Origin of the sequence: Pseudomonas sp. WJP1 (assembly GCF_028471945.1) — a bacterium.
Classification (GTDB): Bacteria; Pseudomonadota; Gammaproteobacteria; order Pseudomonadales; family Pseudomonadaceae; genus Aquipseudomonas.
This window is the reverse complement of sequence record NZ_CP110128.1, coordinates 1,266,476-1,291,841: the sequence shown is the minus strand read 5'-3', so window position 1 is coordinate 1,291,841 and position 25,366 is coordinate 1,266,476. Positions and strand designations below refer to the sequence as shown.

The following is a 25,366-nucleotide window of genomic DNA, read 5'->3' as shown; positions in this document are numbered from 1 at the left end:
ACCAGATAGAGACGTCATGTTCAAGCGAAACACCTTAGGCCTCGGTGGTGCCGCCCTGTGCGGCACCCTGCTGGTCAGCGGCTGTGCCAACCACATGTCACAACGCAGCGAGCACGAGGAACGTGTCGAGCGCAAATTGCTTGATCACAGCCTGCAGATCGACGTGGGGGAGCCCAAGGTGCTTGAGCTCCCTCAACGCCGGGTGAAAATCCACGAGCAGAAGACTTTCGAAGTCACCGAGTTCGAGGTCACCCGCCATTACGATCGCTACACGCCGTACCAACCCTGGCGGGAGGTCTATGAGATCCCGCTGGGCGCGGTCGCGGTAGTGGCCGGGGTCGGCGCCAACGTGGCCAACGTGTTTGCCCTGGGCAATCTGCCGGATAGCATGACCAGGGACTGGTTCAGCTACGGCTTCGCCGGGCTCAATCCGTTCATGAACGTGCAGTCCCATGGACGCGCCCAGCAGAACCTGGCCGGCATCGACGAAGTGCAGCTCGACAAACGCACGGAATACTCGAGCCTGCCCTGGAGCGAGCGCCCGGTCGAAGTCAAGGCTGGCAAGGAAACCTTCGAGCTGAGCACCGACAAGAACGGCGTCTTGCGCCTGAACCTGTTGGACAGCCCGTTCGCCGAACATGACCTCAATCACCTGAGCAAGCTGCAGATCAACGTCCAGGATGCCAAGGACGATGTGCACAGCGATTCGTCGCTCGCACTGAGCAGCACCTTGCGCGGCAAGTTGCTCGAAGCCCACGGCTTGATTTACGACGACCTTGAAGACGACGAAGTGAGCCAGTGGGTTCACCGGGTCAAGCGCCTGTCGGAACTGGGCCTGGAAGAAGAAGCCACGGAACTGGAACAGAGCCTGATCGAACTGACTCGCAACGATCCGGAGCTGCAGACCGAATTCCTCAAGTCATTGACCAAGGATGCCGGGCGACTGGTGGCGGATCCGGGACCGAATTAAGGCCTTGTATAAAGATCGCAGCCTGCGGCAGCTACTACAGAGGAACGCATTCCCCCTGTAGGAGCTGCCGAAGGCTGCGATCTTTTGACTTTAAGGTTTAACGCTCAAACAACTCCATCTGCTCAAACCCGCCCCGCAAATCCTCCAGCCTCACCCCCACGCCCAACAACCGCACCGGTTTACCGCCACGGTTGAACGCCTGCGTCAGCAACAACTGATAACTGCCCAGGTCCCGCCCCGCCCCCGCCTGCTCCAGCGTGGTCTGGGTGAAATCATGGAACTTCACTTTGACGAAGGGTTTGCCCGGCCGATAGCTGCTGTCGATTCTCGCCATGCGCGAGGCGAGGGTTTCCAGCAGTTCCGGCAACTTGTCCAGGCAACTGCGCAGGTCTGGCAAGTCGACGTCGTAGGTGTTTTCGACGCTGATGGACTGGCGGCGGCTGTCGTTATGCACCAGACGGTCATCGATCCCACGGGCCAGACTCCAGAGTCGCTCGCCAAAACTGCCGAATTCACGCACCAGCGCCAACTTGTTCCACTCGCGCAGCTGCGAGCAGTCGACGATGCCGAGCTTGCCCAGCCTGTCGGCGGTGACTTTACCAACCCCGTGCAGCTTGCTCACCGGCAAGCCACTGACAAACGCCTCGACCTGATCCGGGGTGATGACAAACAATCCGTTGGGCTTTTTCCAGTCACTGGCAATCTTGGCCAGGAACTTGTTAGGTGCCACCCCGGCGGAGACGGTGATATGCAATTGATTGGAGACGCGCCGACGAATGTCCTGGGCAATTCGCGTGGCACTGCCGCCAAAATGCGCGCTGTCCGATACATCGAGGTACGCCTCATCCAGGGAAAGCGGCTCGATGATCTCGGTGTAGTCGCGAAAGATCGTGTGAATTTCCCTGGATGCTTCTCTATAGGCATCCATGCGCGGCTTGACGATCGTCAGGTCCGGGCACAGCTTCAATGCATGCCCCGAGGACATGGCCGAGCGCACACCATAGGCCCGGGCTTCATAATTGCAGGTGGCAATCACGCCACGCCGGTCCGCCGACCCGCCGACCGCCAGGGGTTTTCCAGCCAGGCGCGGGTCGTCCCGCATCTCGATGGCGGCGTAGAAGCAATCACAATCGACGTGGATGATTTTTCGCTGGGTCATTTCAACGCGGTGTTCATGGGGTAGAAATAGCGTCACGCGGTGTAGGAAAACAGTATCTCACTGACAACTGTATATAGCACCAGTACCTTGAGGGTTCTTTTTCACTCGCAGGAACGCTCGGTTGAATTTATTTTCTCAATCAAGAAGTTGGCTCCAATAGAGCCGCAGGCCTTGCCACACCTGCCTCTCAGGCCATCCGAGCGCCGCGATATGTAGCTAAGCGATTGAACCGGAAGAGGTTTTGTCAAAATTGCAGGTTGACACCCCCGCGCATTTCTATAGAATTGCCAACACAGACGCGGGATGGAGCAGTCTGGTAGCTCGTCGGGCTCATAACCCGAAGGTCGTCGGTTCAAATCCGGCTCCCGCAACCAAACATCAAAAAAGGCTACTCGAAAGAGTGGCCTTTTTTGTGCGTGTCAGTTTTGTCATCAGCATCCTCCCCCTTATGGCGGCCTGTAGCACGACGCCATAAGAAATCGTTCTGATTCCGAAACTTAGGTCCCCTCCTCGCACTTTTTGCCCTTTCTCAAACTTATTTGACCCAGTTTGGGATTAACGGTTGACACCCCGGCGATTCTCTATAGAATGCCGCCACACAGACGCGGGATGGAGCAGTCTGGTAGCTCGTCGGGCTCATAACCCGAAGGTCGTCGGTTCAAATCCGGCTCCCGCAACCAAACATCAAAAAAGGCTACTCGAAAGAGTGGCCTTTTTTGTATCTGTAGAAAAAGTCCTTTCGCAACAATGATCTGTCACTGTGTGGTGAACCTTACGGGCTCACCGATGCGCTGAGTTCCGACTATGCTCAATCGCACATTGCACGCTCTACGACTCAAGACGAACTGTCACCGGGACTCGGTGCCAGGCGTTATTATTCGTGATTATTTTTTTCTACAGGGATTGGTAACTTGGCTGGATACCCCCATCCTGTCGCGCACAATCCAAGAGGTGATTGATGCGCGCCAACTCGTCTGATCCACAAGACACCGTCACAGCGACACAACCGATCAAGGCGCAACGGCTGCGCTTGCTTGACCTGATCAGCAAGTACCGCCAACCCATCGGCCTGGCGGTCACCCTGTTGTTGTTCACCATTGCGCTGATTGCCTGCCGTCACTTGCTGAGCGAACTCGACCTGGACGCTTTGCACGACTCGATCCTCGAGGTTCCGCAACCGGCACTGCTGGGTGCGCTGGCTGCTACCGTCACAGGCTTCGTCATTTTGCTGGGTTACGAATGGTCGGCCAGCCGCTACGCCGGCGTCAGCCTGGCACCGAGAACCCTGGCACTGGGCGGCTTCACCGCCTTCGCGATCGGCAATGCCATTGGTCTTTCGATGCTGTCCGGTGGCTCGGTTCGCTACCGCCTGTATGCGCGCCATGGCCTGGGGGCCACTGAAGTCGCGCGCATGACGCTGTTCGCCAGCCTCTCGCTCGGTTGCGCCCTGCCACCGCTTGCCGCGCTGGCGACACTCAGCGACCTGCCCGCAGCCTCCACCGCCCTGGGGCTTTCGCCAGTCCTGCTGGGCACCATCGCGACGGCTGTTCTGTTGCTGTTCGCGGTACTGGCCATCGGCATCTACCGTCGGCGCCTGCCGGAACAACCGTACGCCGACAACCTGCTGGTACAGATCGGCCGCCGCACCTTGCGCCTGCCCGGGCGCCGCCTGACCTTCCTGCAACTGGTCATTACCGCCCTGGACGTGGCCGCTGCCGCCACCGTGCTCTATCTGTTGTTGCCGGAAGCGCCGCCGTTCGGCGCGTTTCTGCTGGTTTACCTGTTGGCCCTGGCCGCCGGCGTGCTCAGCCATGTACCGGGTGGGGTCGGCGTATTCGAAGCGATTTTGCTCGCAGCCTTCTCCGACAAGCTCGGCGCCGCACCATTGGCCGCCGCCCTGCTGCTCTACCGCTTGATCTATGTGGTACTGCCGATGCTGGTAGCCTGCCTGTTCCTGTTGATCAGCGAAGGCCAGCGCCTGTTTCAGACGCGCCAGACCCTGCGTGCCGCCTCAGGCCTGGCCGCGCCTATATTGGCGGTGCTGGTGTTCCTGTCCGGCGTTGTGTTGCTGTTCTCCGGCGCGACACCGGAAATCGACACGCGCCTTGAACATATCGGCTTCCTGATCCCGCACCGTCTGGTCGACGCCTCGCACTTTGGCGCCAGTCTGATCGGTGTGTTGTGCCTGTTGCTGGCCCAAGGCCTGCGTCGTCGACTGTCGGCCGCCTGGATGCTGACCACCATTCTGCTGCTGGTCGGCGCCCTGCTCTCCCTGCTCAAGGGTTTTGACTGGGAGGAAGCCACTCTGATGGTGCTGACGGCGAGCCTGCTGGGGGTTTTCCGGCGCTCGTTCTATCGCCCCAGCCGCCTGACCGAGGTGCCGTTCTCGCCCCTGTACCTGGTGGCCAGCCTGTGCGTACTTGGCGCCTCGATGTGGCTGCTGTTGTTCGCGTACCAGGACGTTCCGTACAGCCATCAACTCTGGTGGCAGTTCACCCTCGATGCCGATGCCCCCCGCGGCTTGCGCTCGCTGCTCGGCGCGGCGGTCCTGCTGGTGGTGGTGTCCCTGACCTGGTTGCTGCGCACCGCCCGCCCGGTCATCCACCTGCCGACAGCCGATGAGCTGGAGCGCGCGAGCAAGATTCTCATGGCATCCGCCCAACCGGATGGCGGCCTGGCCCTGACCGGCGACAAGGCGCTGCTGTTCCACCCCAACGACGAGGCGTTCCTGATGTACGCCCGCCGCGGTCGCAGCCTGGTGGCGTTGTATGACCCGATCGGTCCGGGCCAGCAACGGGCGGAAATGATCTGGCAGTTCCGCGACCTGTGCGACATCCATCACGCCCGCCCCGTGTTCTATCAAGTGCGCGCGGAGAACCTGCCGTACTACATGGACATCGGCCTGACCGCGATCAAGCTGGGCGAAGAAGCCAGGGTCGACCTCAAGCGCTTTGACCTCGAGGCCAAGGGCAAGGAGATGAAGGACCTGCGCTACACCTGGAACCGTGGCACTCGCGACGGCCTGTCTCTGGAAATCCATGAGCCGGGCCAGGCGCCAATGGATGAGCTCAAGGTGATTTCCGATGCCTGGCTGACCGGCAAGAACGTGCGCGAGAAAGGCTTCTCCCTCGGCCGCTTCAGCGACGATTACCTCAAGCACTTCCGCATTGCCGTGATCCGTTTCGAAGGACGCCCGGTGGCGTTCGCCAACCTGCTCGAGACCTACGGCCATGACCTGGCCAGCCTCGACCTGATGCGCGCGCACCCGGACGCCCCCAAGCTGACCATGGAGTTCATGATGGTCGGCCTGATCCAACATTATAAGAGTCACGGATACGCGCGTTTCAGCCTGGGCATGGTGCCGTTGTCGGGGTTGCAACCCCGTCGCGGTGCACCCTTGACCCAGCGCCTGGGCTCGATGGTATTCCGCCGTGGTGAGCAGCTCTACAACTTCCAAGGCTTGCGCCGCTTCAAAGACAAGTTCCAGCCTGACTGGGAACCCCGTTATATGGCCGTGCCCGCCGGACTCGATCCGCTGGTTGCCTTGGCCGACACTGCCGCCCTGATCGCGGGCGGCTTGACTGGATTGGTGAAACGCTGATGATTCAACGCTCCCTGCGCTATGTACTGGGCACCCTGGTAGTGGTGGCCCTGATTCTCGGTGGTGGCTACTGGTACCTCAAACGCCCGGCACCAGAACCGACCCTCGAACTGCTGACCCCCACCGATGGCGCGGCCATGACCCGCGTTATCCCCGGCACCACGCCCAAGGCCCAGGTACTGGTGGCGGTCAACGAAGACCAGAAACTCAGCGACAAGCAGTTGCTGACCCTGAGCCGTAGCGGTTCGGCGCAGATTGTCCAGGTGATCCTGCCCAAGGACTGCCTGCTGCAAAGCCGTGCCTTGCAATCGGGCCTGCGGGAACTGAAAGGCCCGGCCACCCTGGTCAGCGGCATCGGCCCGGGCGCGGTGCTGGCCTGGCGCTGGCTGTCCGAGCAGAAGAACGACAAGGCCCAGGCCGTGTCGGTGGACCTGGCCCTGGAAAAACCCGGCTGCACCCACCTGCTGCCGAAAAGCGCCGCCCACGGCCACTGGCTGGTGGCGTGGAACGACAACCCGGACGACACCAGCGCCGGCTTCGTGCGTGACCAACCGAACGCCGAAACCAGCATCAGCGACTACGACATCAACCTGCCGCAAGTGCTGAACAACGAACTGCGCAAACTGCTGGTCGGTGGTGACAAGGACGCGGGCGGCTTGCAAATACCCGTGGTCGAGGTGCCGGCCGGTCAGGCCAAGGATACCGTCACGCTGTTCCTTTCAGGTGACGGCGGCTGGCGCGACCTCGACCGCGACGTGGCGGGCGAGATGGCCAAGATCGGTTACCCGGTGGTCGGCATCGACACCCTGCGCTACTACTGGCAGCACAAGAGCCCCGAGCAAAGCGCCCTGGACCTCGCCGAGCTGATGCAGCACTACCGGCAGAAATGGGGCACCAAGCGCTTCATCCTGACCGGCTACTCGTTCGGTGCCGATGTGCTTCCGGCAATCTACAACCGCCTTGCAGAGTCCGAGCAGCAGCGCGTCGACGCCATTATCCTGCTGGCCTTCGCCCGCACCGGCAGCTTCGAAATCGAAGTCGAAGGCTGGCTTGGCAACGCTGGCAAAGAAGCCGCCACCGGCCCGGAAATGGCCAAGCTGCCTGCCGCCAAAGTGGTGTGCATCTTCGGCGAAGAAGAAATCGACGAAAGCGGCTGCACCGACAAGAGCGCGGTGGGTGAAGCCATCAAGTTGCCTGGCGGCCACCACTTCGACGAGAACTACCCGGCCCTGGCGCAGCGCCTGGTGGATGTGATCCAGAAGCGGCAAGCGCAGGAAACTGAAGCCCAGGAATAATCCTGGCCGCACAAAAAAGCCCCCGCTGCCGCAAGGCACCGGGGGCTTTTTTTCATACAACCACTACCCACTGTAGGAGCGAGCCTGCTCGCGATGGACGTCAACGATGACGCGGGAATTCTGGATAACCGCGGTGCATTTGAGACCATCGCGAGCAGGCTCGCTCCTACAGGGGTTACATCTCCACCTGGGTCCCCAGCTCAATCACCCGGTTCAGCGGCAGGTTGAAGAAGCGCAAATTGCCGTTGGCGTTCTGCAACATGAACGCGAACAGCGCCTCGCGCCACCGGGCCATGCCTTCGAGCTTGGAGGCGATGACCGTCTCGCGGCTGAGGAAGTACGTGGTGCGCATCGGGCTGAAGTCCAGCTCATCGAGATGACACAGCTTCAGCGCCTTCGGTACGTCCGGCTCGTCGGTGAAACCGAAATGCAGGATCACCCGGAAGAAGCCTTCGCCGTAGGATTCGACCTCGAAGCGCCGGCTCGCCGGCACTCGCGGAATGTCTTCGTAGACCACCGTCAGCAGCACCACCTGCTCGTGCAGCACCTGGTTATGCAGCAGGTTGTGCAACAGCGCGTGGGGCACGGCGTCCGGTCGCGCGGTGAGGAACACCGCCGTGCCCTGCACGCGATGCGGCGGTTGCACGGCGATGCTGCTGATGAAGATCTCCAGCGGCAGGCCGCCCTCGTCGATACGCTCCACCAGCAACTGCTTGCCACGCTTCCAGGTGGTCATCAACACAAACAGTGCAAAACCGGCGATCACCGGGAACGCCCCACCCTGGACGATTTTCGGCACGTTGGCGGCAAAGTACACACCGTCCACTATCAGGAAACCCAGCAGGACCGGCACCGCCAGCACCGGCGGCCATTTCCACAGCAGCAGGATTACCGCCGACACCAGGATACTGGTCATCAGCATGGTCCCGGTCACCGCCACGCCATAGGCCGAAGCCAGGGCACCGGAGGATTCGAAACCGAGCACCAACAGCACCACGCCGACCATCAACGCCCAGTTCACCGCGCCGATGTAGATCTGGCCCTGCTCGGCGCTGGAGGTGTGCTGGATGTGCATGCGTGGAATGTAGCCGAGCTGGATTGCCTGACGGGTCAGGGAGAAAGCCCCGGAAATCACCGCCTGGGAAGCGATCACCGTGGCCAGGGTCGACAGCGCCACCAGCGGAATCAGCGCCCAGCTGGGTGCCAGCAGGTAAAACGGGTTGCGCGCCGCTTCCGGATCGCCCAGCAGCAGCGCCCCCTGGCCGAAGTAATTAAGCACCAGCGCCGGCAGCACCAGGATGAACCAGGCACGGGCAATCGGCTTGCGGCCGAAGTGGCCCATGTCGGCATACAGCGCTTCGGCACCGGTCAGTGCCAGCACGACCGCGCCAAGGATCGCCACGCCCATGCCCGGGTGCACGACGAAGAATCGCACGCCCCACGCCGGGTTCATCGCCTGCAACACTTCAGGGTGCTGGAGGATCCCATGGACACCCAACGCCCCCAGCACCACAAACCAGGTGACCATGATCGGCCCGAACAGAATGCCGATGCGCGCGGTGCCGTGACGTTGAATCAGGAACAACGCCACCAGCACGATCAGCGACAGTGGCACCACCCAGTGGTCGATGCCGTCGAAGGCCAGGCCCAGGCCTTCAATGGCCGACAGTACGGAAATCGCCGGGGTGATCATGCTGTCACCATAGAACAGCGCCGCACCGATCAGCCCGCAGACCACCAGCAGCGTGCGCAATTTCGCATGCCCTGCCGCCGCCCGCCGGGCCAGCGCGGTCAAGGCCATGATCCCGCCTTCGCCCTGGTTGTCGGCACGCAGGACAAACATCATGTACTTGATCGACACGACCCAGATCAGCGACCAGAAGATCAGCGCGAGAATCCCCAGCACGCCGTCATGGTTAACCGGTACGCCATAGTCGCCGGAAAACACTTCTTTGAGGGTGTACAGCGGACTCGTGCCGATATCGCCATAAACCACCCCGACCGCCGCGACCAGCATGCCGATCGGCTTGGCCGCCGAATGCTCGGCGCCCGCCGCGTGACTACTTGCCTGACCCATCCAACACTCCTGATTCCCAGACCGGCTTCTTTGAACGAAGCACTATGCTTTGCATTGCAGCATGCGCCGTTTTACCTGTTGTTACAGACGTTTTCTTGACTGTAAAAAATCGGTAAGGCCCAACGGCGCGAAGCATAGCGCAGCACTCGTCGTATTTCCCTGCATAAAGCTGGTCAAGTGAGCGTCTCATCGCTAGAATTGCGCACTTTTTGATCAGAGGCACGCCAAGTGCCCGTTTGTCGCCTTGCCCATTTGCGGCTGGAGGCGTCACAAATACCGAGGTTAGACATGTCCACCACTCCTGCGCCGGCCAATCCAAAGGTTGGCTTCGTATCCCTGGGTTGCCCCAAAGCACTGGTCGACTCCGAGCGCATCCTTACCCAGCTGCGCATGGAAGGCTATGACGTCGTGTCCACCTATCAGGACGCCGATGTCGTGGTGGTCAACACCTGTGGCTTCATCGACTCGGCCAAGGCCGAGTCCCTGGAAGTGATCGGCGAAGCCATCAAGGAAAACGGCAAGGTCATCGTGACCGGCTGCATGGGCGTCGAAGAAGGCAATATCCGCAACGTACACCCGAGCGTGCTGGCCGTCACCGGTCCGCAGCAGTACGAGCAAGTGGTCAATGCCGTGCACGAAGTCGTACCGCCACGCCAGGACCACAACCCGCTGATCGACCTGGTGCCGCCACAAGGGATCAAGCTGACCCCGCGCCACTACGCCTACCTGAAGATTTCCGAAGGCTGCAACCACAGCTGCAGCTTCTGCATCATCCCGTCGATGCGTGGCAAGCTGGTCAGCCGTCCGGTCGGTGACGTGCTCGACGAGGCCCAGCGCCTGGTCAAGTCCGGCGTCAAGGAGCTGCTGGTGATCTCCCAGGACACCAGCGCCTATGGCGTCGACGTCAAGTACCGCACCGGTTTCTGGAACGGCGCGCCGGTGAAAACCCGCATGACCGAACTCTGCGAAGCCCTGAGCACCCTGGGTGTCTGGGTGCGCCTGCACTACGTTTACCCGTACCCGCACGTGGACGAGCTGATCCCGCTGATGGCCGCCGGCAAGATCCTGCCGTACCTGGACATCCCGTTCCAGCACGCCAGCCCGAAAGTGCTCAAGTCGATGAAACGCCCGGCGTTCGAAGACAAGACCCTGGCGCGGATCAAGAACTGGCGCGAAATCTGCCCGGACCTGATCATCCGTTCGACCTTCATCGTCGGCTTCCCTGGCGAAACCGAAGAAGACTTCCAGTACCTGCTGAACTGGCTGACCGAAGCCCAGCTCGACCGCGTCGGCTGCTTCCAGTACTCGCCGGTTGAAGGCGCCCCGGCCAATGACCTGGACCTGGAAGTGGTGCCGGACGACGTCAAGCAGGACCGTTGGGAGCGCTTCATGGCGCACCAGCAGGCCATCAGCTCGGCGCGCCTGCAAATGCGCATCGGCCGCGAAATCGAAGTGCTGGTCGATGAAGTCGACGAGCAGGGCGCGGTCGGCCGCTGCTTCTTCGATGCCCCGGAAATCGACGGCAACGTGTTCATCGACAACGGCAGCAACTTGAAACCAGGTGACAAAGTCTGGTGCAAAGTGACCGACGCCGACGAATACGACCTGTGGGCTGAACAGATCTAGTCGCAAAAAATATGAAAAGCCCCGCTCTCCTGACGAGATGCGGGGCTTTTTTACGGCTATCGTTTGATGAGGAACGGATTCTCATCTCCAATCACCCAAGGGGCAGGCTGGCATGCGCCAACATTCGGTCATTCATACACCGAAACAAAGTGACTACGAAGAATTGACCAGGGTCTGGGAGGCCTCGGTCCGCGCTACCCACGATTTTCTGCCGGACAGCTACATCGAACTGTTGAAGAACCTGGTGCTGACCCGCTACCTCGACGCGGTGATGCTGATCTGCACCAAAGACCCGCAGCAGCGCATCACCGGATTCGCCGGTGTCGCGGCGGGCAAGATCGAGATGCTCTTCATCGACCCGGCGCATCGTGGCCAGGGCCTTGGCAAACGGTTGCTGCGTTACGCCCTGGAAAACCTCAACGCCGATGAGCTGGACGTCAACGAACAGAACCCGCAAGCACTGGGGTTTTACTTCAAGCAGGGTTTCGAGGTGATCGGCCGTTCGGAAGTCGACGGCATGGGCCAGCCGTATCCGCTGTTGCACATGCGTTTGCGCCAGGCTCAGCAACTGACGCGCAATGGCTGATACACCGTGAAACCACTGTGGGAGCGAGCCTGCTCGCGAAAGCGATTTATCAATCAATATTGATGTTGAGCCTGATGGCCATTTCGCGAGCAGGCTCGCTCCCACAAAAAGCCCCTGCGGCAAAATGGTTCCGGGATTAACCGGCGCCAGGCAGGTACAATGCCCACCCCTTTTTTGTTACGGCCCTGTCATGACTGACCCGATTCGACTCTCCAAACGCCTCATCGAACTCGTCGGCTGTTCCCGTCGGGAGGCTGAGCTGTTCATCGAGGGCGGCTGGGTCACCGTCGACGGCGAAGTCGTCGACGAGCCGCAGTTCAAGGTCGGCACGCAAAAAGTCGAGCTGGATCCAGAAGCCAAGGCCACGGCGCCAGAGCCGGTCACCATCCTGCTCAACGTGCCTGCCGGCATGGACGCGGACACCGCCATGGCGACCATCAGCGCCGAGACCCTGAGCGAAGAGCACCGCTACGGAAAACGCCCGCTCAAGGGCCACTTCCAGCGTCTTACCGCCAGCACCGACCTGCAGGCCAATGCCAGCGGTTTGCTGGTGTTCACCCAGGACTGGAAGATCCTGCGCAAGCTCACTGCCGACTCCAGCAAGATCGAGCAGGAATACGTGGTCGAAGTCGAAGGTGACATGGTTGAACACGGCCTCAATCGCTTGCAACACGGCCTGACCTACAAGGGCAAGGAACTGCCACCGGTCAAGGCCAGCTGGCAGAACGAAAACCGCCTGCGCTTCGCCATGAAGAACCCGCAGCCGGGCGTGATCGCCCTGTTCTGCCAGGCCGTCGGCCTGAAGGTCGTGGGCATCCGCCGCATCCGTATCGGCGGCGTGTCCATCGGCAAGGTGCCCTTGGGGCAATGGCGCTACCTGTCCGGCAAAGAGAAGTTCTGAGGCTTCTCACGCCGCCATACATTCCGGCGCCGCTGCTATTGCGGCGCCCACTGCTGAATATCAGGATTGCACACCATGATTCACAATGACGTACTGCGCAGCGTGCGCTACATGCTCGACATCAGCGACAAGAAAGTCATCGAGATCATCAAGCTCGGCGGCATGGACGTGACCTTGGCCGACCTGCTGACCTACCTCGACAAGAAAGAGGAAGACGAGGAAGGTTTCGTACGCTGCCCGGACGAGGTCATGGCGCACTTCCTCGACGGCCTGGTGATCTTCAAGCGCGGCAAGGACGAAAGCCGCCCACCGCAGCCGATCGAAGTGCCGGTGACCAACAACATCATCCTGAAAAAGCTGCGTGTGGCCTTCGAGCTGAAAGAAGACGACATGCACGCGATTCTCAAAGCCGCCGAGTTCCCGGTATCCAAGCCTGAGCTGAGTGCGCTGTTCCGCAAGTTCGGCCACACCAACTACCGCCCGTGCGGCGACCAGTTGCTGCGTAACTTCCTCAAGGGCCTGACCCTGCGCGTTCGCCCGCAATAAGCGCCACCGCCCCTGTAGGAGCACAGCTTGCTGGCGATGGCGTCCTTGAGATCGCCATCGCCAGCAAGCTGTGCTCCTACAGGGGGCGCTAGCAGTTCCAGTCTGCATAGCCCCCCATTCCGCGCAAAAATAGTGGCTCCGCTTCCAGCGACTGACGACTAGGGTGTAAAGACCCTCAGTTCTCAGGATTAGCCATGCATCCCTACTTCTCCCTGCAAGGCCGCACCGCACTGGTGACCGGCGGCACCCGCGGTATCGGCAAAATGATCGCCAAGGCCTATGTCGAGGCTGGTGCCACCGTCTACGTCTGCGCCCGCGATGTCGAAGCCTGCCAGCAAACGGCAGACGAACTCGGCGCGCTCGGACGCTGCCACGCGGTGGCCGCCAACCTGGCCACTGAAGAAGGCGTGCAGCAGTTGGCCACGCGCCTGGGTGAGCAGATGACCCACCTCGATATCCTGGTGAACAACGCTGGCACCACGTGGGGGGCGCCACTGGAAAGCTACCCGATCAAGGGCTGGGAAAAGGTCATGCAACTGAATGTGACGTCAGTATTCAACTGCATCCAGCAGTTTCTGCCACTGTTGCGCAAAGCCGGTTCGCCTGCGAACCCGGCCCGGATCATCAATATCGGTTCAGTCGCCGGGATTTCTTCCTTCGGCGAACAGGCATATGCCTATGGGCCCAGCAAAGCGGCCCTGCATCAACTGTCGCGGATTCTGGCGCGGGAACTGGTGAGCCAGCACATCAACGTCAATGTGATTGCACCAGGGCGCTTTCCGAGCAAGATGACCCAACACATCGACAGTGATGCCCAGGCATTGGCGCAGGATACGGCGCTGATTCCGATGAAGCGCTGGGGTCGCGAGGAGGAGATGGCGGCGCTGGCGATCAGCCTGGCGAGTACGGCCGGAGCCTACATGACCGGGAATATCATTCCGCTGGATGGTGGGTTCAGTCTCTGAGACCGGCGGTGCGGCCATCGCGGGCAAGCCACGCTCCCACAGGGTTTTCTGGTGCTCACAAAATCTGTGGCCGGCCGAGATCCACTGTGGGAGCGGGCTTGCCCGCGAAGGCGGACTCACGGTCACCGCCGATGTAAAGGCCGATCGGGTTATCATGCCCGCCCCATACCGCCTCGACCGCCAACCATGACCTACAGCGTTTCCCCCATCGGCTTCGTGCGCTCCTGCTTCAAGGAGAAGTTCGCCATCCCTCGGCAGCCGCAATTGGCCCCGGCCGCACGCGGCGTCCTGGAACTGGTGGCGCCATTCGATCAGGGCGATGCCGTGCAGGGCCTGGAGCAGGTCAGCCACGTGTGGCTGCTGTTCCTGTTCCATCAGGCCCTGGAGGAAAAGCCGCGACTGAAAGTCCGCCCGCCTCGCCTGGGCGGCAACAAGTCCATGGGCGTATTTGCCACCCGCGCCACCCACCGTCCTAACGGCATTGGCCAGTCCGTGGTCAAACTGGACAAGGTCGAAGCCAATCGCCTGTGGATATCCGGCATCGACCTGCTCGATGGCACGCCGATCCTCGACATCAAACCCTACGTGCCTTACGCAGACATCATCGACACAGCCACCAATAGCGTCGCCAGCGCCGCGCCACAGTTGATTGCCGTGCAGTGGACGGACTCAGCCCTGCAACAGGCTCACGGGCACGCCCAGCGCCTTGAAGAGCCCTTGGTTGAGTTGATCGAGCAGTGTCTGGCGCAGGATCCGCGCCCGGCGTACCAGACGCCTGCCCCGGAACGGGAATATGGTGCGCAATTGTGGGATGTGGATGTGCGTTGGCATTATCCGACGCCGGAGATGATCCGCGTACTTGAAGTCATTCCCGCATCCAACGTGTAGGAGAACGCGCTCGGCATAAAAAAGCCCGCATTACCTGTATAGGCAATGCGGGCTTTTTTTGAGGCGGTTGTGCTTATTTCTCGACGAACGCACGCTCGATCAGGTAATCACCCGGCTCGCGCATCCGCGGCGACACTTTCAGGCCGAAGCTGTTCAACACTTCGCTGGTCTCGTCGAGCATGCTCGGGCTGCCGCACAACATGGCGCGGTCGTCCTGCGGGTTGATCGGTGGCAGGCCGATGTCGCTGAACAGCTTGCCGCTGCGCATCAGGTCGGTCAGGCGACCTTCGTTTTCAAACGGCTCGCGGGTCACGGTCGGGTAGTAGATCAACTTGTCACGCAGGGCGTCGCCGAAGAACTCGTTCTGCGGCAGGTGCTCGGTGATGAACTCGCGGTAGGCGACTTCGTTGACGTAACGTACGCCGTGGCACAGGATCACTTTTTCGAAACGCTCGTAGGTCTCCGGGTCCTGGATGACGCTCATGAACGGCGCCAGACCGGTACCGGTGCTGAGCAGGTACAGATGTTTGCCAGGCTTCAAGTCATCCAGCACCAGCGTGCCGGTAGGCTTCTTGCTGATGATGATCTCGTCGCCTTCCTTCAGATGCTGCAGCTGGGAAGTCAGCGGACCATCAGGCACCTTGATGCTGAAGAACTCGAGATGCTCTTCCCAGTTCGGGCTGGCAATCGAGTAAGCGCGCATAAGCGGGCGGCCGTTTGGCTGTTGCAGGCCGATCATCACGAACTGACCGTTCTCGAAGCGCAGGCCCGGATCACGGGTGCACTTGAAGCTGAACAGAGTGTCGTTCCAGTGATGAACACTGAGGACACGCTCGTGGTTCATGTTGCTCATGTACGGGGACTCCTGGAGATTGGGTCTGCGCTTGCCCTTTCAGGAAGAGACCTGTGGTGCGCAATTGCATCGCATTCTAATAGCGACGACAATATCTGTTAACTGGATTATTAAGATAAGGGTTATCGGTTATATCGATATGCGATTTACTCTCCGTCAACTTCAAGTATTCGTTGCCGTCGCCCAGCAGGAAAGCGTCTCCCGTGCTGCGGGCCTGCTCAACCTCTCACAGTCGGCGGCGAGCACATCGATTACCGAGCTGGAGCGCCAGTGCAGCTGCCAGCTGTTCGACCGCGCCGGCAAACGGCTGAGCCTCAATGCCCTGGGTAAACAACTGCTGCCCCAGGCCGTAGCCTTGCTCGACCAGGCCAAGGAAATCGAAGACCTGCTCAATGGCAAGTCCGGTTTCGGCTCATTGGCGGTGGGCGCAACCCTGACCATTGGCAACTACCTCGCGACCCTGCTGATCGGCGGCTTCATGCAGCGCCACCCGGAAAGCCAGGTAAAGCTGCACGTGCAGAACACCGCCAATATTGTGCAACAGGTTGCCCACTACGAAATTGACCTGGGTCTGATCGAAGGCGATTGCAGCCACCCGGACATCGAAGTGCAAAGTTGGGTCGAAGATGAACTGGTGGTCTTTTGCGCGCCGCAACATCCGCTGGCCAAACGCGGTACCGCGAGCATGGAGGAACTGAGCCAGGAAGCCTGGATCCTGCGTGAACAAGGTTCGGGGACACGCCTGACGTTCGATCAGGCCATGCGCCATCACCGCACCGCGCTGAACATCCGCCTGGAACTGGAGCACACCGAAGCGATCAAGCGCGCCGTCGAATCCGGCCTGGGGATAGGCTGCATCTCGCGGCTGGCGCTACGGGATGCGTTCCGTCGCGGCAGCCTGGTGGCCGTGGAGACGCCAGACCTGGACCTGGCGCGGCAGTTCTATTTCATCTGGCACAAGCAGAAGTACCAGACCTCGGCGATGCGTGAGTTCCTCGACCTGTGCCGCGCGTTCACCGCCGGGGTTCAGCGCAGCGACGAGATCGTTCTGCCTACGATCGCTTAAAGCAGAATCACCGCCCAGACCAGCGCGATCATGGTCAAGGCCACCAATTGCGCGGCGCTGCCCATGTCCTTGGCATTTTTCGACAGCGGGTGCAGTTCCAGGGAAATGCGGTCGATGGCCGCTTCCACGGCCGAATTGAGCAACTCGACGATCAGCGCCAGCAGGCATACCGCAATCAGCAACGCCTGCTCGACACGACTCACGTTCAGGAAGAACGACAGCGGGATCAGAATGACGTTGAGCAACACCAGCTGCCGAAAAGCCGCCTCGCCGGTGAACGCTGCGCGCAGGCCGTCCAGCGAGTAGCCGGAAGCATTAAGGATACGTTTCAGGCCGGTCTGGCCTTTGAAAGGTGACATAGAGTAGGAACTGACCAAAAAAAGGAGTGAGAACGCTAGATTAACCAAAGTCAAAAAAGCGTGAAGGCGCCAGCGCTTAATGGCTTGAAATTGACTCAAGTTGTTGCAGCAGCAGCGCCGCCTGGGTTCGGGTCCGCACATTCAGTTTACGAAAAATCGCGGTGACGTGAGCCTTGATGGTCGCTTCGGAAACGCTCAATTCGTAGGCAATCTGCTTGTTCAGCAACCCTTCGCAGACCATGGTCAACACCCGGAACTGTTGCGGAGTCAAGCTTGCAAGGCCTTCACTGGCGGCCTTGGCTTCATCGGAAACGCTGACCGCTTCGAACGCCTGTGGTGGCCAGAAAACATCGCCATCGAGCACCGCGCGCACGGCTTTCTGAATAACACTCAGGTCGCTGGACTTGGGGATGAAACCACTTGCACCAAATTCGCGGGACTTCACCATGATCGTCGCTTCTTCCTGGGCGGAGACCATGACCACAGGAATTTGCGGATACTGGCCGCGCAACAGCACCAACCCGGAAAACCCATACGCGCCCGGCATGTTCAGATCCAGCAGCACCAGGTCCCAGTCAGCCTTTTCGCCCAGGCGTGCCTCCAACTCGGCAATGCTTGCCACTTCCACCAGGCGGACATCCGGGCCCAGGCCCAGGGTCACGGCTTGATGCAGGGCGGAACGAAAAAGAGGGTGATCATCGGCAATCAGGATTTCGTATGTGGCCATTTTTCAAATGATCCTGTTTTTTCATGGGATACCCGATGCATTCGGGTAACGCCAAAACAACGCGAGGTAACAGCCACGCAGCTGCACCAACGGGGCACGTTCAACGCAAAAAACGGCGTTTCAAACTCTGGCCGCACCCTAATCGGCGCCAAGCATGCCCAGCGAAACCGGGGTGGTCAAGCGACATGGCCGGTACACTTTATTGCAGTATCGGCGACAATCAGTCCATCGATACCGCTGCTTGTTGAACATAGGCCATCAACTCGGTGTGCGCCGGGGTCGAAACATTCATTTCCAGCTGACGCTTGGCATCGAGGTAATGCTGGCTGAACACGTCGAAATAGGCGTCGAGTGCCGAGGCCGCCTCTGCATCCCCCGCCAGATCAAGACACAACGCCGCGACTTCCGCGGTGCACAGGTGTTCGCTTCGGGTGGAGCGGCGCAATTGATAGCGAGAGAGCCTCTCGGGCAACAGGCTGAGGATCGGAAGCGCGTCGAAATACGGGCTTTTGCGGAAAATCTTCCGCGCTTCGGTCCAGGTCGCGTCCAGCAAGATGAACAGCGGCCGCCGGCTCTGATCGACCGCCACGCTGTGAGTCACCCGCTCCGGCGCGACATATTCACCCGGAAACACCAGATAAGGCTGCCATTGCGGGTCGGACAGCAACGCCAGCAACTGTTGATCGACTTCGGTACGCGACCAAATGAATGCATGGTTGTCACGCACTACATCGGCAATCAGCCAGCCGGTGTTGCTGGGCTTGAACACTTCCTTGCCGGTCATGATCAGGCACACCCCGGAGCGAGTCTCGACCTGCGGGCGCCAGGCGCACAGGCAGTGACTCTCGATCACGCGGCACGCACGGCACCGCGTTGCCCGCCATCCACGGGCCTGGATCGGCTTGATGCCTTCCTCTTCGCGCTGGTCGCGCAGGCGGGCTACGGCGTTGGGAGCATGGTTCATCGCAGGCCACGCCGGCAGGAAAAAGAGATCGACACGAAAAGCACTCGGCAAGGGGGGGAAAGTGCAGGCAGTTTACCAGACCCTCTGGCGCAAACCTGTACCGCCCAGGCCTGCTCCCCTATAATTCGCCGCCACTGAACGCACAGTCATGTGATGGGTCAAACCCCCATCACTGCCCCAGGAGAGTTTCATGCTGCGCCTTATCGTTCCCACCGCTGCCATTCTGCTGGCGTCGCCATTCATCGCTCAGGCTGCGTCCTTGAGTGAGCAGAATTTGAACAGAGAGCTGCGAAACGTCGCCACCCAAAGCAGCGTCGGTACTCCACGGGCGATCAATGAAGACATTCTCGATCAGGGCTACACGGTCGAAGGCAATGTGCTGATCAACCACCTGAGCGTGCAAAGCAGCCACGCCAACAAGATGCGTGCCGACCCCAAGGCTGTGTACTTCCAGCTTGGCGCCTCGGTGTGCAACAACCCGTCCTTCCGCAAGCTGATGGCCAAGGGCGCGGTCATGCGTTACGACTTCACCGAGGTAAAGACCAACCGTGCGGTCGGTTCTGCAAGCTACCAGGAATCGGATTGCCCGAAAGCGACCCAGAAGAAAAAGTAAGTCAGTGGGATTTTGCGCGCCGCTGCTCATCCTCGGCGCGCAGCTCCGCCACCAGCGCCTGCAAATAGCGTGAGCGCTGCTCCGCGTCCTTAAGACGGCGGCAGCACTCCTCCTCGAGACTCAAATGATTGATCTCGGCTGATGACTTCAGCAATCGATACAGTTGCGTATCGATCTCCAGAATGACCCTGGCCATGACTTACCGGCTCCCTGCACCTCGCTCATGATGAGCGAAAAATCCTTTACTGCTTGTACCCTGCGCCCTGCCTTTGACGCCAAGTTGTCGTGTAGTACCTGTAACTTAGTAAATCAGAGTACGGAACTCCCGGGGCGGGTTCAGACGGGCGGTGAAACCACCTTGCAAATCGTCAATAAACGGTTGCCAGGAAAGACTTTGCGGCGCAATGATCAAGGCAGCACGAATCATCGCGAGGGTCTAGATTTCAGGTATCTACGTTCATTGTGTCAGGGCTGGAAAGGGCCACCCGTTTCGCCTTGCGCCGTGCGAACGTTTCTTTCACCCAAGGGAAAAACAGAGCCGGTATGGATGACCCGATCAGGGTCAAGTGAATCGCCCAGGCATGGGCCTGGGCAGACAGCGACACATGACGTGTCGTGGCATTGACGCTTCAATGGTCGAAGCCGATGGCTCTGTGCAGAAGGAGAAGTTGAATGCCTTACCAACCGAATGACCTCCTGAGCCGTCATTTTGAACAAAGCGGCCACAACCTCATCAGCAAGGTCGAAGAGCAGCTCAATCTGGTTTCACCCAATAGCCCGAACATTCCGATCTACCGCGACATGATCCTGACCGTGCTGCGCATGGCCCAGGAAGACCACAACCGCTGGAACGCCAAGATAACCCTGCAAGCCCTGCGCGAACTCGAGCACGCTTTCCGTGTGCTGGAGCAGTTCAAGAGGCGACGCAAAGTCACAGTCTTCGGCTCAGCACGCACGCCAGTGGAACACCCCTTGTATGGCCTCGCCCGGGAACTCGGCGCAGCCCTGGCGCGCTCGGACATGATGGTCATCACGGGCGCGGGCGGCGGCATCATGGCCGCAGCCCATGAAGGTGCAGGCCTGGAACACAGCCTGGGATTCAACATCACCCTGCCCTTCGAGCAACATGCCAACCCCACCGTTCAGGGCACCACCAACCTGCTGCCCTTCCATTTTTTCTTCACGCGCAAGCTGTTCTTCGTCAAGGAAGCGGATGCATTGGTGCTGTGCCCAGGTGGTTTCGGCACCCTGGACGAAGCCCTGGAAGTATTGACGCTGATCCAGACGGGCAAAAGTCCACTGGTGCCCGTGGTGCTGCTGGACGCACCGGGCGGCAAGTTCTGGCAGGGCGCACTGGACTTCATCCACCAGCAACTGGAGGAGAATCGCTACATCCTTCCCACCGACATGAAGCTGGTGAAACTGGTCTACAACGCCGAGGAAGCGGTGGAGCAAATCAACCAGTTCTACAGCAATTACCACTCCAGCCGCTGGCTCAAGCACCAGTTCGTGATTCGCATGAATCACAAGCTCAGCGACCCGGCACTCGAACACATGCAGCAGGCATTCGCCGACCTGTGTCTGAGCGATCAATTCCATCAACATGCCTATAACGGCGAGGAGCACGACGAACCACGGTTCAGCCACCTGGCGCGGCTGGCTTTCAACTTCACCGCACGTGACCACGGCCGGCTGCGCGAGTTGGTGGATTACATCAACTTGCCGGAAAACTGGGCACATACCCAGCCACCGGTGCAGCAGCGTACGCGAGAGCCATTAAAGGTTACGTGAGGAGAAAAAAAACGGCCCGCTATCGAAGTAGCGAGCCGTTTCAGTCAATCGTCCATCCCTCGGCCGCTGAACAAGCGGCTGATCATTTCCATGGAGTAGCCCCGATACGCCAGGAACCTGCCTTGCTTGGCACGCTCCCGGGCGTCTATCGGTAACTGCCCGGAGAATTTGCGTCGCCAGGTGTCCTGCAATTGTTCCTGCCAGTCGATGCCGCTCTCGCGCAAGGCGAGTTCGATGTCGCTACGCTGCAGGCCACGCTGACCCAATTCTTCACGAATGCGCAAAGGGCCATAGCCGCTACGGGCACGGTAGGAAACGAAGCTTTCAAGGTAACGGGATTCGGACAACAAGCCCTCTTCCGTCAATCGGTCGAGTGCTGTTTCGATCATTTCGGGGAGAGCGCCGCGCTGACGCAGTTTACGCGTCAGCTCGACTCGACCATGCTCGCGTCGTGCGAGCAGGTCCATTGCGGTTCGCCGCACCGCGACGAGGGTATCGAGTACGGCGGTCATCGGATCAATCAGATATCAGCGTCAGCCAGATCGTCTTCGGTCTCTTTGACCGCAGAAGCCTTGGCATCCGCTACCGAAGCCGGAGACAGCAGTTTGTCACGCAGTTGTTTCTCGAGCGTTGCGGCAATATCCGGGTTATCCGCCAGGTATTTGGCCGAGTTGGCCTTACCCTGACCGATCTTGGTGCCGTTATAGGCATACCAGGCACCGGACTTCTCAACGAAACCGTGCAGAACACCCAGGTCGATCATCTCGCCATTGAGGTAGATGCCCTTGCCGTAAAGAATCTGGAACTCGGCCTGACGGAACGGCGAAGCCACCTTGTTCTTTACAACCTTGACGCGGGTCTCGCTACCGACGACTTCATCACCTTCTTTCACCGCACCCGTGCGGCGGATATCCAGACGAACCGACGCATAGAACTTCAGCGCGTTACCACCGGTAGTCGTTTCCGGACTACCGAACATCACGCCGATTTTCATACGGATCTGGTTGATGAAGATCACCAGGCAGTTGGCGTTCTTGATATTACCGGTGATTTTACGCAGTGCCTGGGACATCAGACGAGCCTGCAGGCCCACGTGCATGTCACCCATTTCGCCTTCGATTTCAGCTTTCGGCACCAGCGCCGCCACGGAGTCGACGATGATCACGTCGACCGCATTGGAACGCACCAGCATGTCGGTGATTTCCAGGGCTTGCTCACCGGTGTCAGGCTGGGACACCAGCAGGTCGTCGACGTTGACGCCCAGCTTGCCGGCGTACTCAGGGTCCAGGGCGTGCTCGGCATCGACGAATGCGCAGGTCGCGCCGGCTTTCTGAGCCTGGGCGATCACGGACAATGTCAGTGTGGTTTTACCGGAAGATTCAGGACCGTAGATTTCAACAATACGGCCTTTTGGCAGACCGCCAATGCCCAAAGCGATGTCAAGACCCAGAGAGCCAGTAGAGATGGCCGGGATCGCCTGACGGTCCTGATCGCCCATACGCATTACGGCACCCTTGCCGAATTGACGTTCGATCTGACCCAGGGCCGCAGCCAAGGCTTTCTTCTTGTTGTCGTCCATTAAAGTCCTCACGTAATCAATAAGGCCTGACGGCCAACACCTGTATAAGTAGACAGTATTATTCCACAGCGCTTGCGGATCGCCTACCCCTGATTTGCGATTTCTCCCGCGGCATGGCGCAGCAGCCCCTCTAGCGCGGCCTTCACCGTTTGTCGGCGGACCTCGTCGCGGTTACCGGCAAAGTGCTGCACCTCGCTGAATACCTGGTCGTCGACGCCCCACGCCAGCCAAACGGTGCCCACCGGCTTGCTTGGCGAACCGCCGTCCGGCCCTGCCACGCCGCTGACAGCCACGGCAAAACGCGCACGGCTTTTTTCCTGTGCGCCACGCACCATGGCCTCGACCACCTCCCGACTGACCGCCCCCACCGTTGAAAACAACTCGGTCGGGACATTCAGCTGGAGTGTCTTCTGTCGGTTGGAATAGGTGACATAACCGGCTTCGAACCACGCCGAGCTGCCCGGTATCCGGGTAATCGCCTCGCTGATACCGCCGCCCGTACAGGACTCGGCGGCGGTGACGTGGGCATTGAGAACCTGCAGGCGCCTGCCGAGTTCAGCGGCCAGCTGTGTGATTTCTTTCACGGTCATCTCCTGATCGAACGGAATGAGGCCTAACGTACACGAGCGAATGGCGCTTGCAAGTTACAGAAGCGATTCAAAATGTCAGCGGGCAAGCGCTCTGACACAGGCCTTGCCGACTTGCAGGCGAAGCCAGGATCAGACCGCAGGTGGGCACAACACGGTCTTTGCCCGCTCCCAAAGTAGCAAACGATCCTGGAGCCCATTCAAGCCACCATTGATCCGTCGGGTAATACTGTTGAACTCATCGCCATCGGCCAGTTCATTAAGGCCGTTTCGCGCCCAGAACCAGGCCGCGGATTCAGCGGCCCATTGTGGCAACTCCAACAGTTCGGGTTGTTGCAGCAAGCGCTCATCGGCAAAAAGTGCTCGACTGCACTGCAGATAGTTACTGCGGCCGGTGATCTGGATCAGCCCACGCCCCCGATAGCGCTGACCGTCGCCGTCGGGCTCAGGGGAATTGCCCAGGCGCAGGGCCAGGTCCCCGGTATCGTATTTTTCGAAATACTTGTCGTTGCCCAACTCTCGCACATGCTGCAACTGCCCAGACTCGTGGCCGATTTGCGCCAGGAAAGCGGCGATGCGCCCGGGAGTATTGATATTACGACGGGCCATGGCGTTATTGAGGGCGAGTATGAACACGCCCGCCTGAGTGCGAGCGCCGGGAAAAATCATGAGTAACTGTTGCTCAGTGAGGCGCATCGTTCACTCCTTTGATTGATGCTTGAAATTCTCAATGTGGTGTTGGGAGAAATCCGCCGGCAGCGTATTGAGTGCCGCACCCCGAACGCCAGACTACACACCTGAACCACGCAAGCCTCGCCGGTAATTGTTGCACCGTGTTGTGCCATCGGTTGATGCCGCGCTTCGACAACGGCAGTGGGCAGTGCGCCACCCACTCACTGTCGGTCGGGGCGAGAATCTCGCGGCGATGCATCATCGATACCGATACGCCTGGACACCCAGCGCCCGTAAAATCCCACGGCCATGTCAGCCCCGGCTATCGCGGTGAGGCAACCGAAGGCACCGGCGGCCCAGATCGACATCCCGGCCGCGTACAGCAACATCATTGCCGAGACGCCGCACACCATGCAGGCCCCTGAACGCAAGGCCAGGCGTCGCAGCAATGTCCAGCCACGGGTGCCCTCCTTGTCGGCGCGCCACATTTCCCCGGACACCCCGCTGACCACTGCGAGCGTGACGACGAGCCAGATCGGCAGGTCCAGCAATAGTTGCTGCTCGTTTGTCATGTCAGGCCTCCAGGGTGTTTGGTTTGAGATGCAAGCGGTTGGGCCCCAGACTATGCATGTATGCATATACAGTCAATGCACTAATGCATTTTTTTGAACCGCAAAAAATGCAGCTCCAGGTGGCAAGCCAAAGGTCAGCGAGCGTACATGCCCCACCAGAACACATGCCCCAGGATAAGGATCTGCTCTTCCTGCATTTCCTGGAAGGAGTAATCCTCGTCAGGATGCTCATCGCGGTTGAAGCTGCGCAGGCGAATCCCGGTCGGCAGCCGATACAGCTGTTTAACCCGCAGCTGGCCGTTATGGTTGATGGCATAGAGATCGCCATCGACGATATCGCCAATCCCGCGCTTGCCAGCGTTGACGCCCACCGTGGCGCCGTCGCGCAACACCGGCAGCATGCTGTTGCCGCGCACCGTCACGCATTTGGCCTGGTCGAACTGCACGCCGTTATGACGCAGGCTGCGCTTGCCGAAGCGCAGGCTGGCGCGCTCGCTCTCTTCGATGACGAATCTTCCTGATCCTGCAGCCAATTCAACCTCGCGAAGAAAGGGTACTGAGACCTCGTCGTCATCAATGGGGGTGTCGTCATCCCACAGACTGATGTCGGTGAGTTGCGAATGCGTGCTTTCACGCCGGGCACCCGACGCCTTCGCGATGTCCGCCCGGCCACGCAACTGATCGGTACTGACGGCGAAGTAGTCGGCGATCTTCGAAATGTGTTTATCGGAGGGGTCGACAATCTTCCCGCCGAGGATGCGCGAGAGCGTGGATTGAGGCACGCCGGTGCGACGGTGAAGCTCCGTGGGGGAGATACCGTGCTGATCAAGCAGCGCTCTTAAAACAGTCGAAACATTGCGTTTTTGCATAATGCGCATAGTGCTCGAAGTTTTTTGCCGCGACAAATGCTTATTTGCATAACCCGGGCATGAACCATCAATAAAGACGTCACCCGGCCGTGATGCCTGC

25 protein-coding genes and 2 tRNA genes are annotated in these 25,366 nt (G+C 60.0%); 14 read left to right on the top strand and 13 right to left on the bottom strand.

Annotation, left to right across the window (positions count from 1 at the left end):
* Positions 1-16: 16 nt before the first annotated feature.
* Positions 17-970, top strand: coding sequence for a hypothetical protein (locus OH720_RS05810; RefSeq protein ID WP_008060685.1), 954 nt, complete (start codon positions 17-19; stop codon positions 968-970).
* A gap of 97 nt (positions 971-1,067) precedes the next feature.
* On the opposite strand, the gene dinB is transcribed toward OH720_RS05810, so the two are convergent.
* Positions 1,068-2,129: a DNA polymerase IV gene (gene dinB, locus OH720_RS05805; protein ID WP_272604863.1), complete on the bottom strand. Its 1,062-nt coding sequence runs from the start codon at positions 2,127-2,129 to the stop codon at positions 1,068-1,070.
* Positions 2,130-2,426: 297 nt separating this feature from the next.
* Here dinB and OH720_RS05800 point away from each other — a divergent pair.
* The 4 genes from OH720_RS05800 to OH720_RS05785 all read left to right on the top strand — a co-directional run bounded on the left by OH720_RS05800 (position 2,427) and on the right by OH720_RS05785 (position 7,025).
* A tRNA-Met gene (locus OH720_RS05800) sits at positions 2,427-2,503 on the top strand.
* A gap of 229 nt (positions 2,504-2,732) precedes the next feature.
* A tRNA-Met gene (locus OH720_RS05795) sits at positions 2,733-2,809 on the top strand.
* A 278-nt stretch (positions 2,810-3,087) separates the two neighbouring features.
* Complete coding sequence (mprF, locus tag OH720_RS05790; RefSeq protein ID WP_272604862.1) at positions 3,088-5,730, top strand: bifunctional lysylphosphatidylglycerol flippase/synthetase MprF; 2,643 nt, start codon at positions 3,088-3,090, stop codon at positions 5,728-5,730.
* A complete protein-coding gene (locus OH720_RS05785; RefSeq protein ID WP_272604861.1) occupies positions 5,730-7,025 on the top strand; it encodes a virulence factor family protein in 1,296 nt (431 codons plus the stop codon). Before mprF ends, OH720_RS05785 begins: the two co-directional genes overlap by 1 nt.
* Before the next feature lie 175 nt (positions 7,026-7,200).
* Here the strand turns inward: OH720_RS05785 and OH720_RS05780 are convergent, their stop codons facing one another.
* Positions 7,201-9,102: a potassium transporter Kup gene (locus OH720_RS05780; RefSeq protein WP_008060680.1), complete on the bottom strand. Its 1,902-nt coding sequence runs from the start codon at positions 9,100-9,102 to the stop codon at positions 7,201-7,203.
* A gap of 288 nt (positions 9,103-9,390) precedes the next feature.
* On the opposite strand from OH720_RS05780, the gene rimO reads away from it, so the two are divergent.
* The 6 genes from rimO (at position 9,391) to tsaA (ending at position 14,614) form a co-directional block, all read left to right on the top strand.
* Positions 9,391-10,728 carry a 30S ribosomal protein S12 methylthiotransferase RimO gene (gene rimO, locus OH720_RS05775; RefSeq protein ID WP_008052161.1) on the top strand — a complete coding sequence of 446 codons (1,338 nt, stop codon included), beginning with the start codon at positions 9,391-9,393 and terminating at the stop codon, positions 10,726-10,728.
* 112 nt (positions 10,729-10,840) lie between these two features.
* Positions 10,841-11,314: a GNAT family N-acetyltransferase gene (locus OH720_RS05770; protein WP_180203227.1), complete on the top strand. Its 474-nt coding sequence runs from the start codon at positions 10,841-10,843 to the stop codon at positions 11,312-11,314.
* A 190-nt stretch (positions 11,315-11,504) separates the two neighbouring features.
* The gene (locus OH720_RS05765) at positions 11,505-12,215 is read left to right on the top strand and encodes an rRNA pseudouridine synthase (protein WP_180203228.1); all 711 of its coding nucleotides are present in this window, start codon (positions 11,505-11,507) and stop codon (positions 12,213-12,215) included.
* A gap of 75 nt (positions 12,216-12,290) precedes the next feature.
* Positions 12,291-12,761, top strand: a complete 471-nt coding sequence (locus OH720_RS05760) for a DUF1456 family protein (protein ID WP_103394455.1) — start codon at positions 12,291-12,293, stop codon at positions 12,759-12,761.
* A 194-nt stretch (positions 12,762-12,955) separates the two neighbouring features.
* Positions 12,956-13,726, top strand: coding sequence for an SDR family oxidoreductase (locus OH720_RS05755; RefSeq protein WP_272604860.1), 771 nt, complete (start codon positions 12,956-12,958; stop codon positions 13,724-13,726).
* 186 nt (positions 13,727-13,912) lie between these two features.
* Positions 13,913-14,614 (top strand): tRNA (N6-threonylcarbamoyladenosine(37)-N6)-methyltransferase TrmO, encoded by a 702-nt coding sequence (gene tsaA / locus OH720_RS05750; RefSeq protein WP_272604859.1) that lies wholly within the window; start codon positions 13,913-13,915, stop codon positions 14,612-14,614.
* Positions 14,615-14,687: 73 nt separating this feature from the next.
* Here the strand turns inward: tsaA and fpr are convergent, their stop codons facing one another.
* Positions 14,688-15,467, bottom strand: coding sequence for a ferredoxin-NADP reductase (fpr, locus tag OH720_RS05745; protein ID WP_008054100.1), 780 nt, complete (start codon positions 15,465-15,467; stop codon positions 14,688-14,690).
* Between the two features lie 139 nt (positions 15,468-15,606).
* On the opposite strand from fpr, the gene OH720_RS05740 reads away from it, so the two are divergent.
* On the top strand, positions 15,607-16,533 hold the full coding sequence (locus OH720_RS05740) for a LysR family transcriptional regulator (protein WP_180203232.1): 927 nt from the start codon (positions 15,607-15,609) through the stop codon (positions 16,531-16,533).
* Here OH720_RS05740 and OH720_RS05735 read toward each other — a convergent pair.
* From OH720_RS05735 to OH720_RS05725, 3 genes are all read right to left on the bottom strand, one after another.
* Positions 16,530-16,892, bottom strand: a complete 363-nt coding sequence (locus OH720_RS05735; RefSeq protein WP_008060649.1) for a diacylglycerol kinase — start codon at positions 16,890-16,892, stop codon at positions 16,530-16,532. The two genes, OH720_RS05740 and OH720_RS05735, sit on opposite strands and share 4 nt — an antisense overlap.
* A gap of 76 nt (positions 16,893-16,968) precedes the next feature.
* Entirely contained in the window at positions 16,969-17,619 is a 651-nt protein-coding gene (gene erdR, locus OH720_RS05730; RefSeq protein WP_180203233.1) for a response regulator transcription factor ErdR, read from the bottom strand.
* Positions 17,620-17,839: 220 nt separating this feature from the next.
* Positions 17,840-18,583: a tRNA-uridine aminocarboxypropyltransferase gene (locus OH720_RS05725; RefSeq protein WP_272604858.1), complete on the bottom strand. Its 744-nt coding sequence runs from the start codon at positions 18,581-18,583 to the stop codon at positions 17,840-17,842.
* 190 nt (positions 18,584-18,773) lie between these two features.
* Here OH720_RS05725 and OH720_RS05720 point away from each other — a divergent pair, with 190 nt between their 5' ends.
* Entirely contained in the window at positions 18,774-19,196 is a 423-nt protein-coding gene (locus OH720_RS05720; protein WP_008060643.1) for a PA3611 family quorum-sensing-regulated virulence factor, read from the top strand.
* A 1-nt stretch (position 19,197) separates the two neighbouring features.
* Here OH720_RS05720 and OH720_RS05715 read toward each other — a convergent pair whose 3' ends face one another.
* Positions 19,198-19,392: a hypothetical protein gene (locus OH720_RS05715; protein WP_272604857.1), complete on the bottom strand. Its 195-nt coding sequence runs from the start codon at positions 19,390-19,392 to the stop codon at positions 19,198-19,200.
* 476 nt (positions 19,393-19,868) lie between these two features.
* Here OH720_RS05715 and OH720_RS05710 point away from each other — a divergent pair, with 476 nt between their 5' ends.
* Positions 19,869-20,987, top strand: coding sequence for a TIGR00730 family Rossman fold protein (locus tag OH720_RS05710; RefSeq protein ID WP_272604856.1), 1,119 nt, complete (start codon positions 19,869-19,871; stop codon positions 20,985-20,987).
* Between the two features lie 44 nt (positions 20,988-21,031).
* On the opposite strand, the gene recX is transcribed toward OH720_RS05710, so the two are convergent.
* From recX to OH720_RS05680, 6 genes are all read right to left on the bottom strand, one after another.
* Positions 21,032-21,499, bottom strand: a complete 468-nt coding sequence (recX, locus tag OH720_RS05705) for a recombination regulator RecX (RefSeq protein WP_008060631.1) — start codon at positions 21,497-21,499, stop codon at positions 21,032-21,034.
* 8 nt (positions 21,500-21,507) lie between these two features.
* Positions 21,508-22,566, bottom strand: coding sequence for a recombinase RecA (recA, locus tag OH720_RS05700; RefSeq protein WP_008060630.1), 1,059 nt, complete (start codon positions 22,564-22,566; stop codon positions 21,508-21,510).
* 83 nt (positions 22,567-22,649) lie between these two features.
* Positions 22,650-23,150 (bottom strand): CinA family protein, encoded by a 501-nt coding sequence (locus OH720_RS05695; protein WP_272604855.1) that lies wholly within the window; start codon positions 23,148-23,150, stop codon positions 22,650-22,652.
* A 135-nt stretch (positions 23,151-23,285) separates the two neighbouring features.
* A complete protein-coding gene (locus tag OH720_RS05690; RefSeq protein WP_272604854.1) occupies positions 23,286-23,849 on the bottom strand; it encodes a glycoside hydrolase family 19 protein in 564 nt (187 codons plus the stop codon).
* Between the two features lie 197 nt (positions 23,850-24,046).
* Entirely contained in the window at positions 24,047-24,397 is a 351-nt protein-coding gene (locus tag OH720_RS05685; protein WP_272604853.1) for a phage holin family protein, read from the bottom strand.
* A 134-nt stretch (positions 24,398-24,531) separates the two neighbouring features.
* The gene (locus tag OH720_RS05680) at positions 24,532-25,266 is read right to left on the bottom strand and encodes a LexA family transcriptional regulator (protein WP_272606404.1); all 735 of its coding nucleotides are present in this window, start codon (positions 25,264-25,266) and stop codon (positions 24,532-24,534) included.
* Between the last annotated feature and the right edge of the window lie 100 nt (positions 25,267-25,366).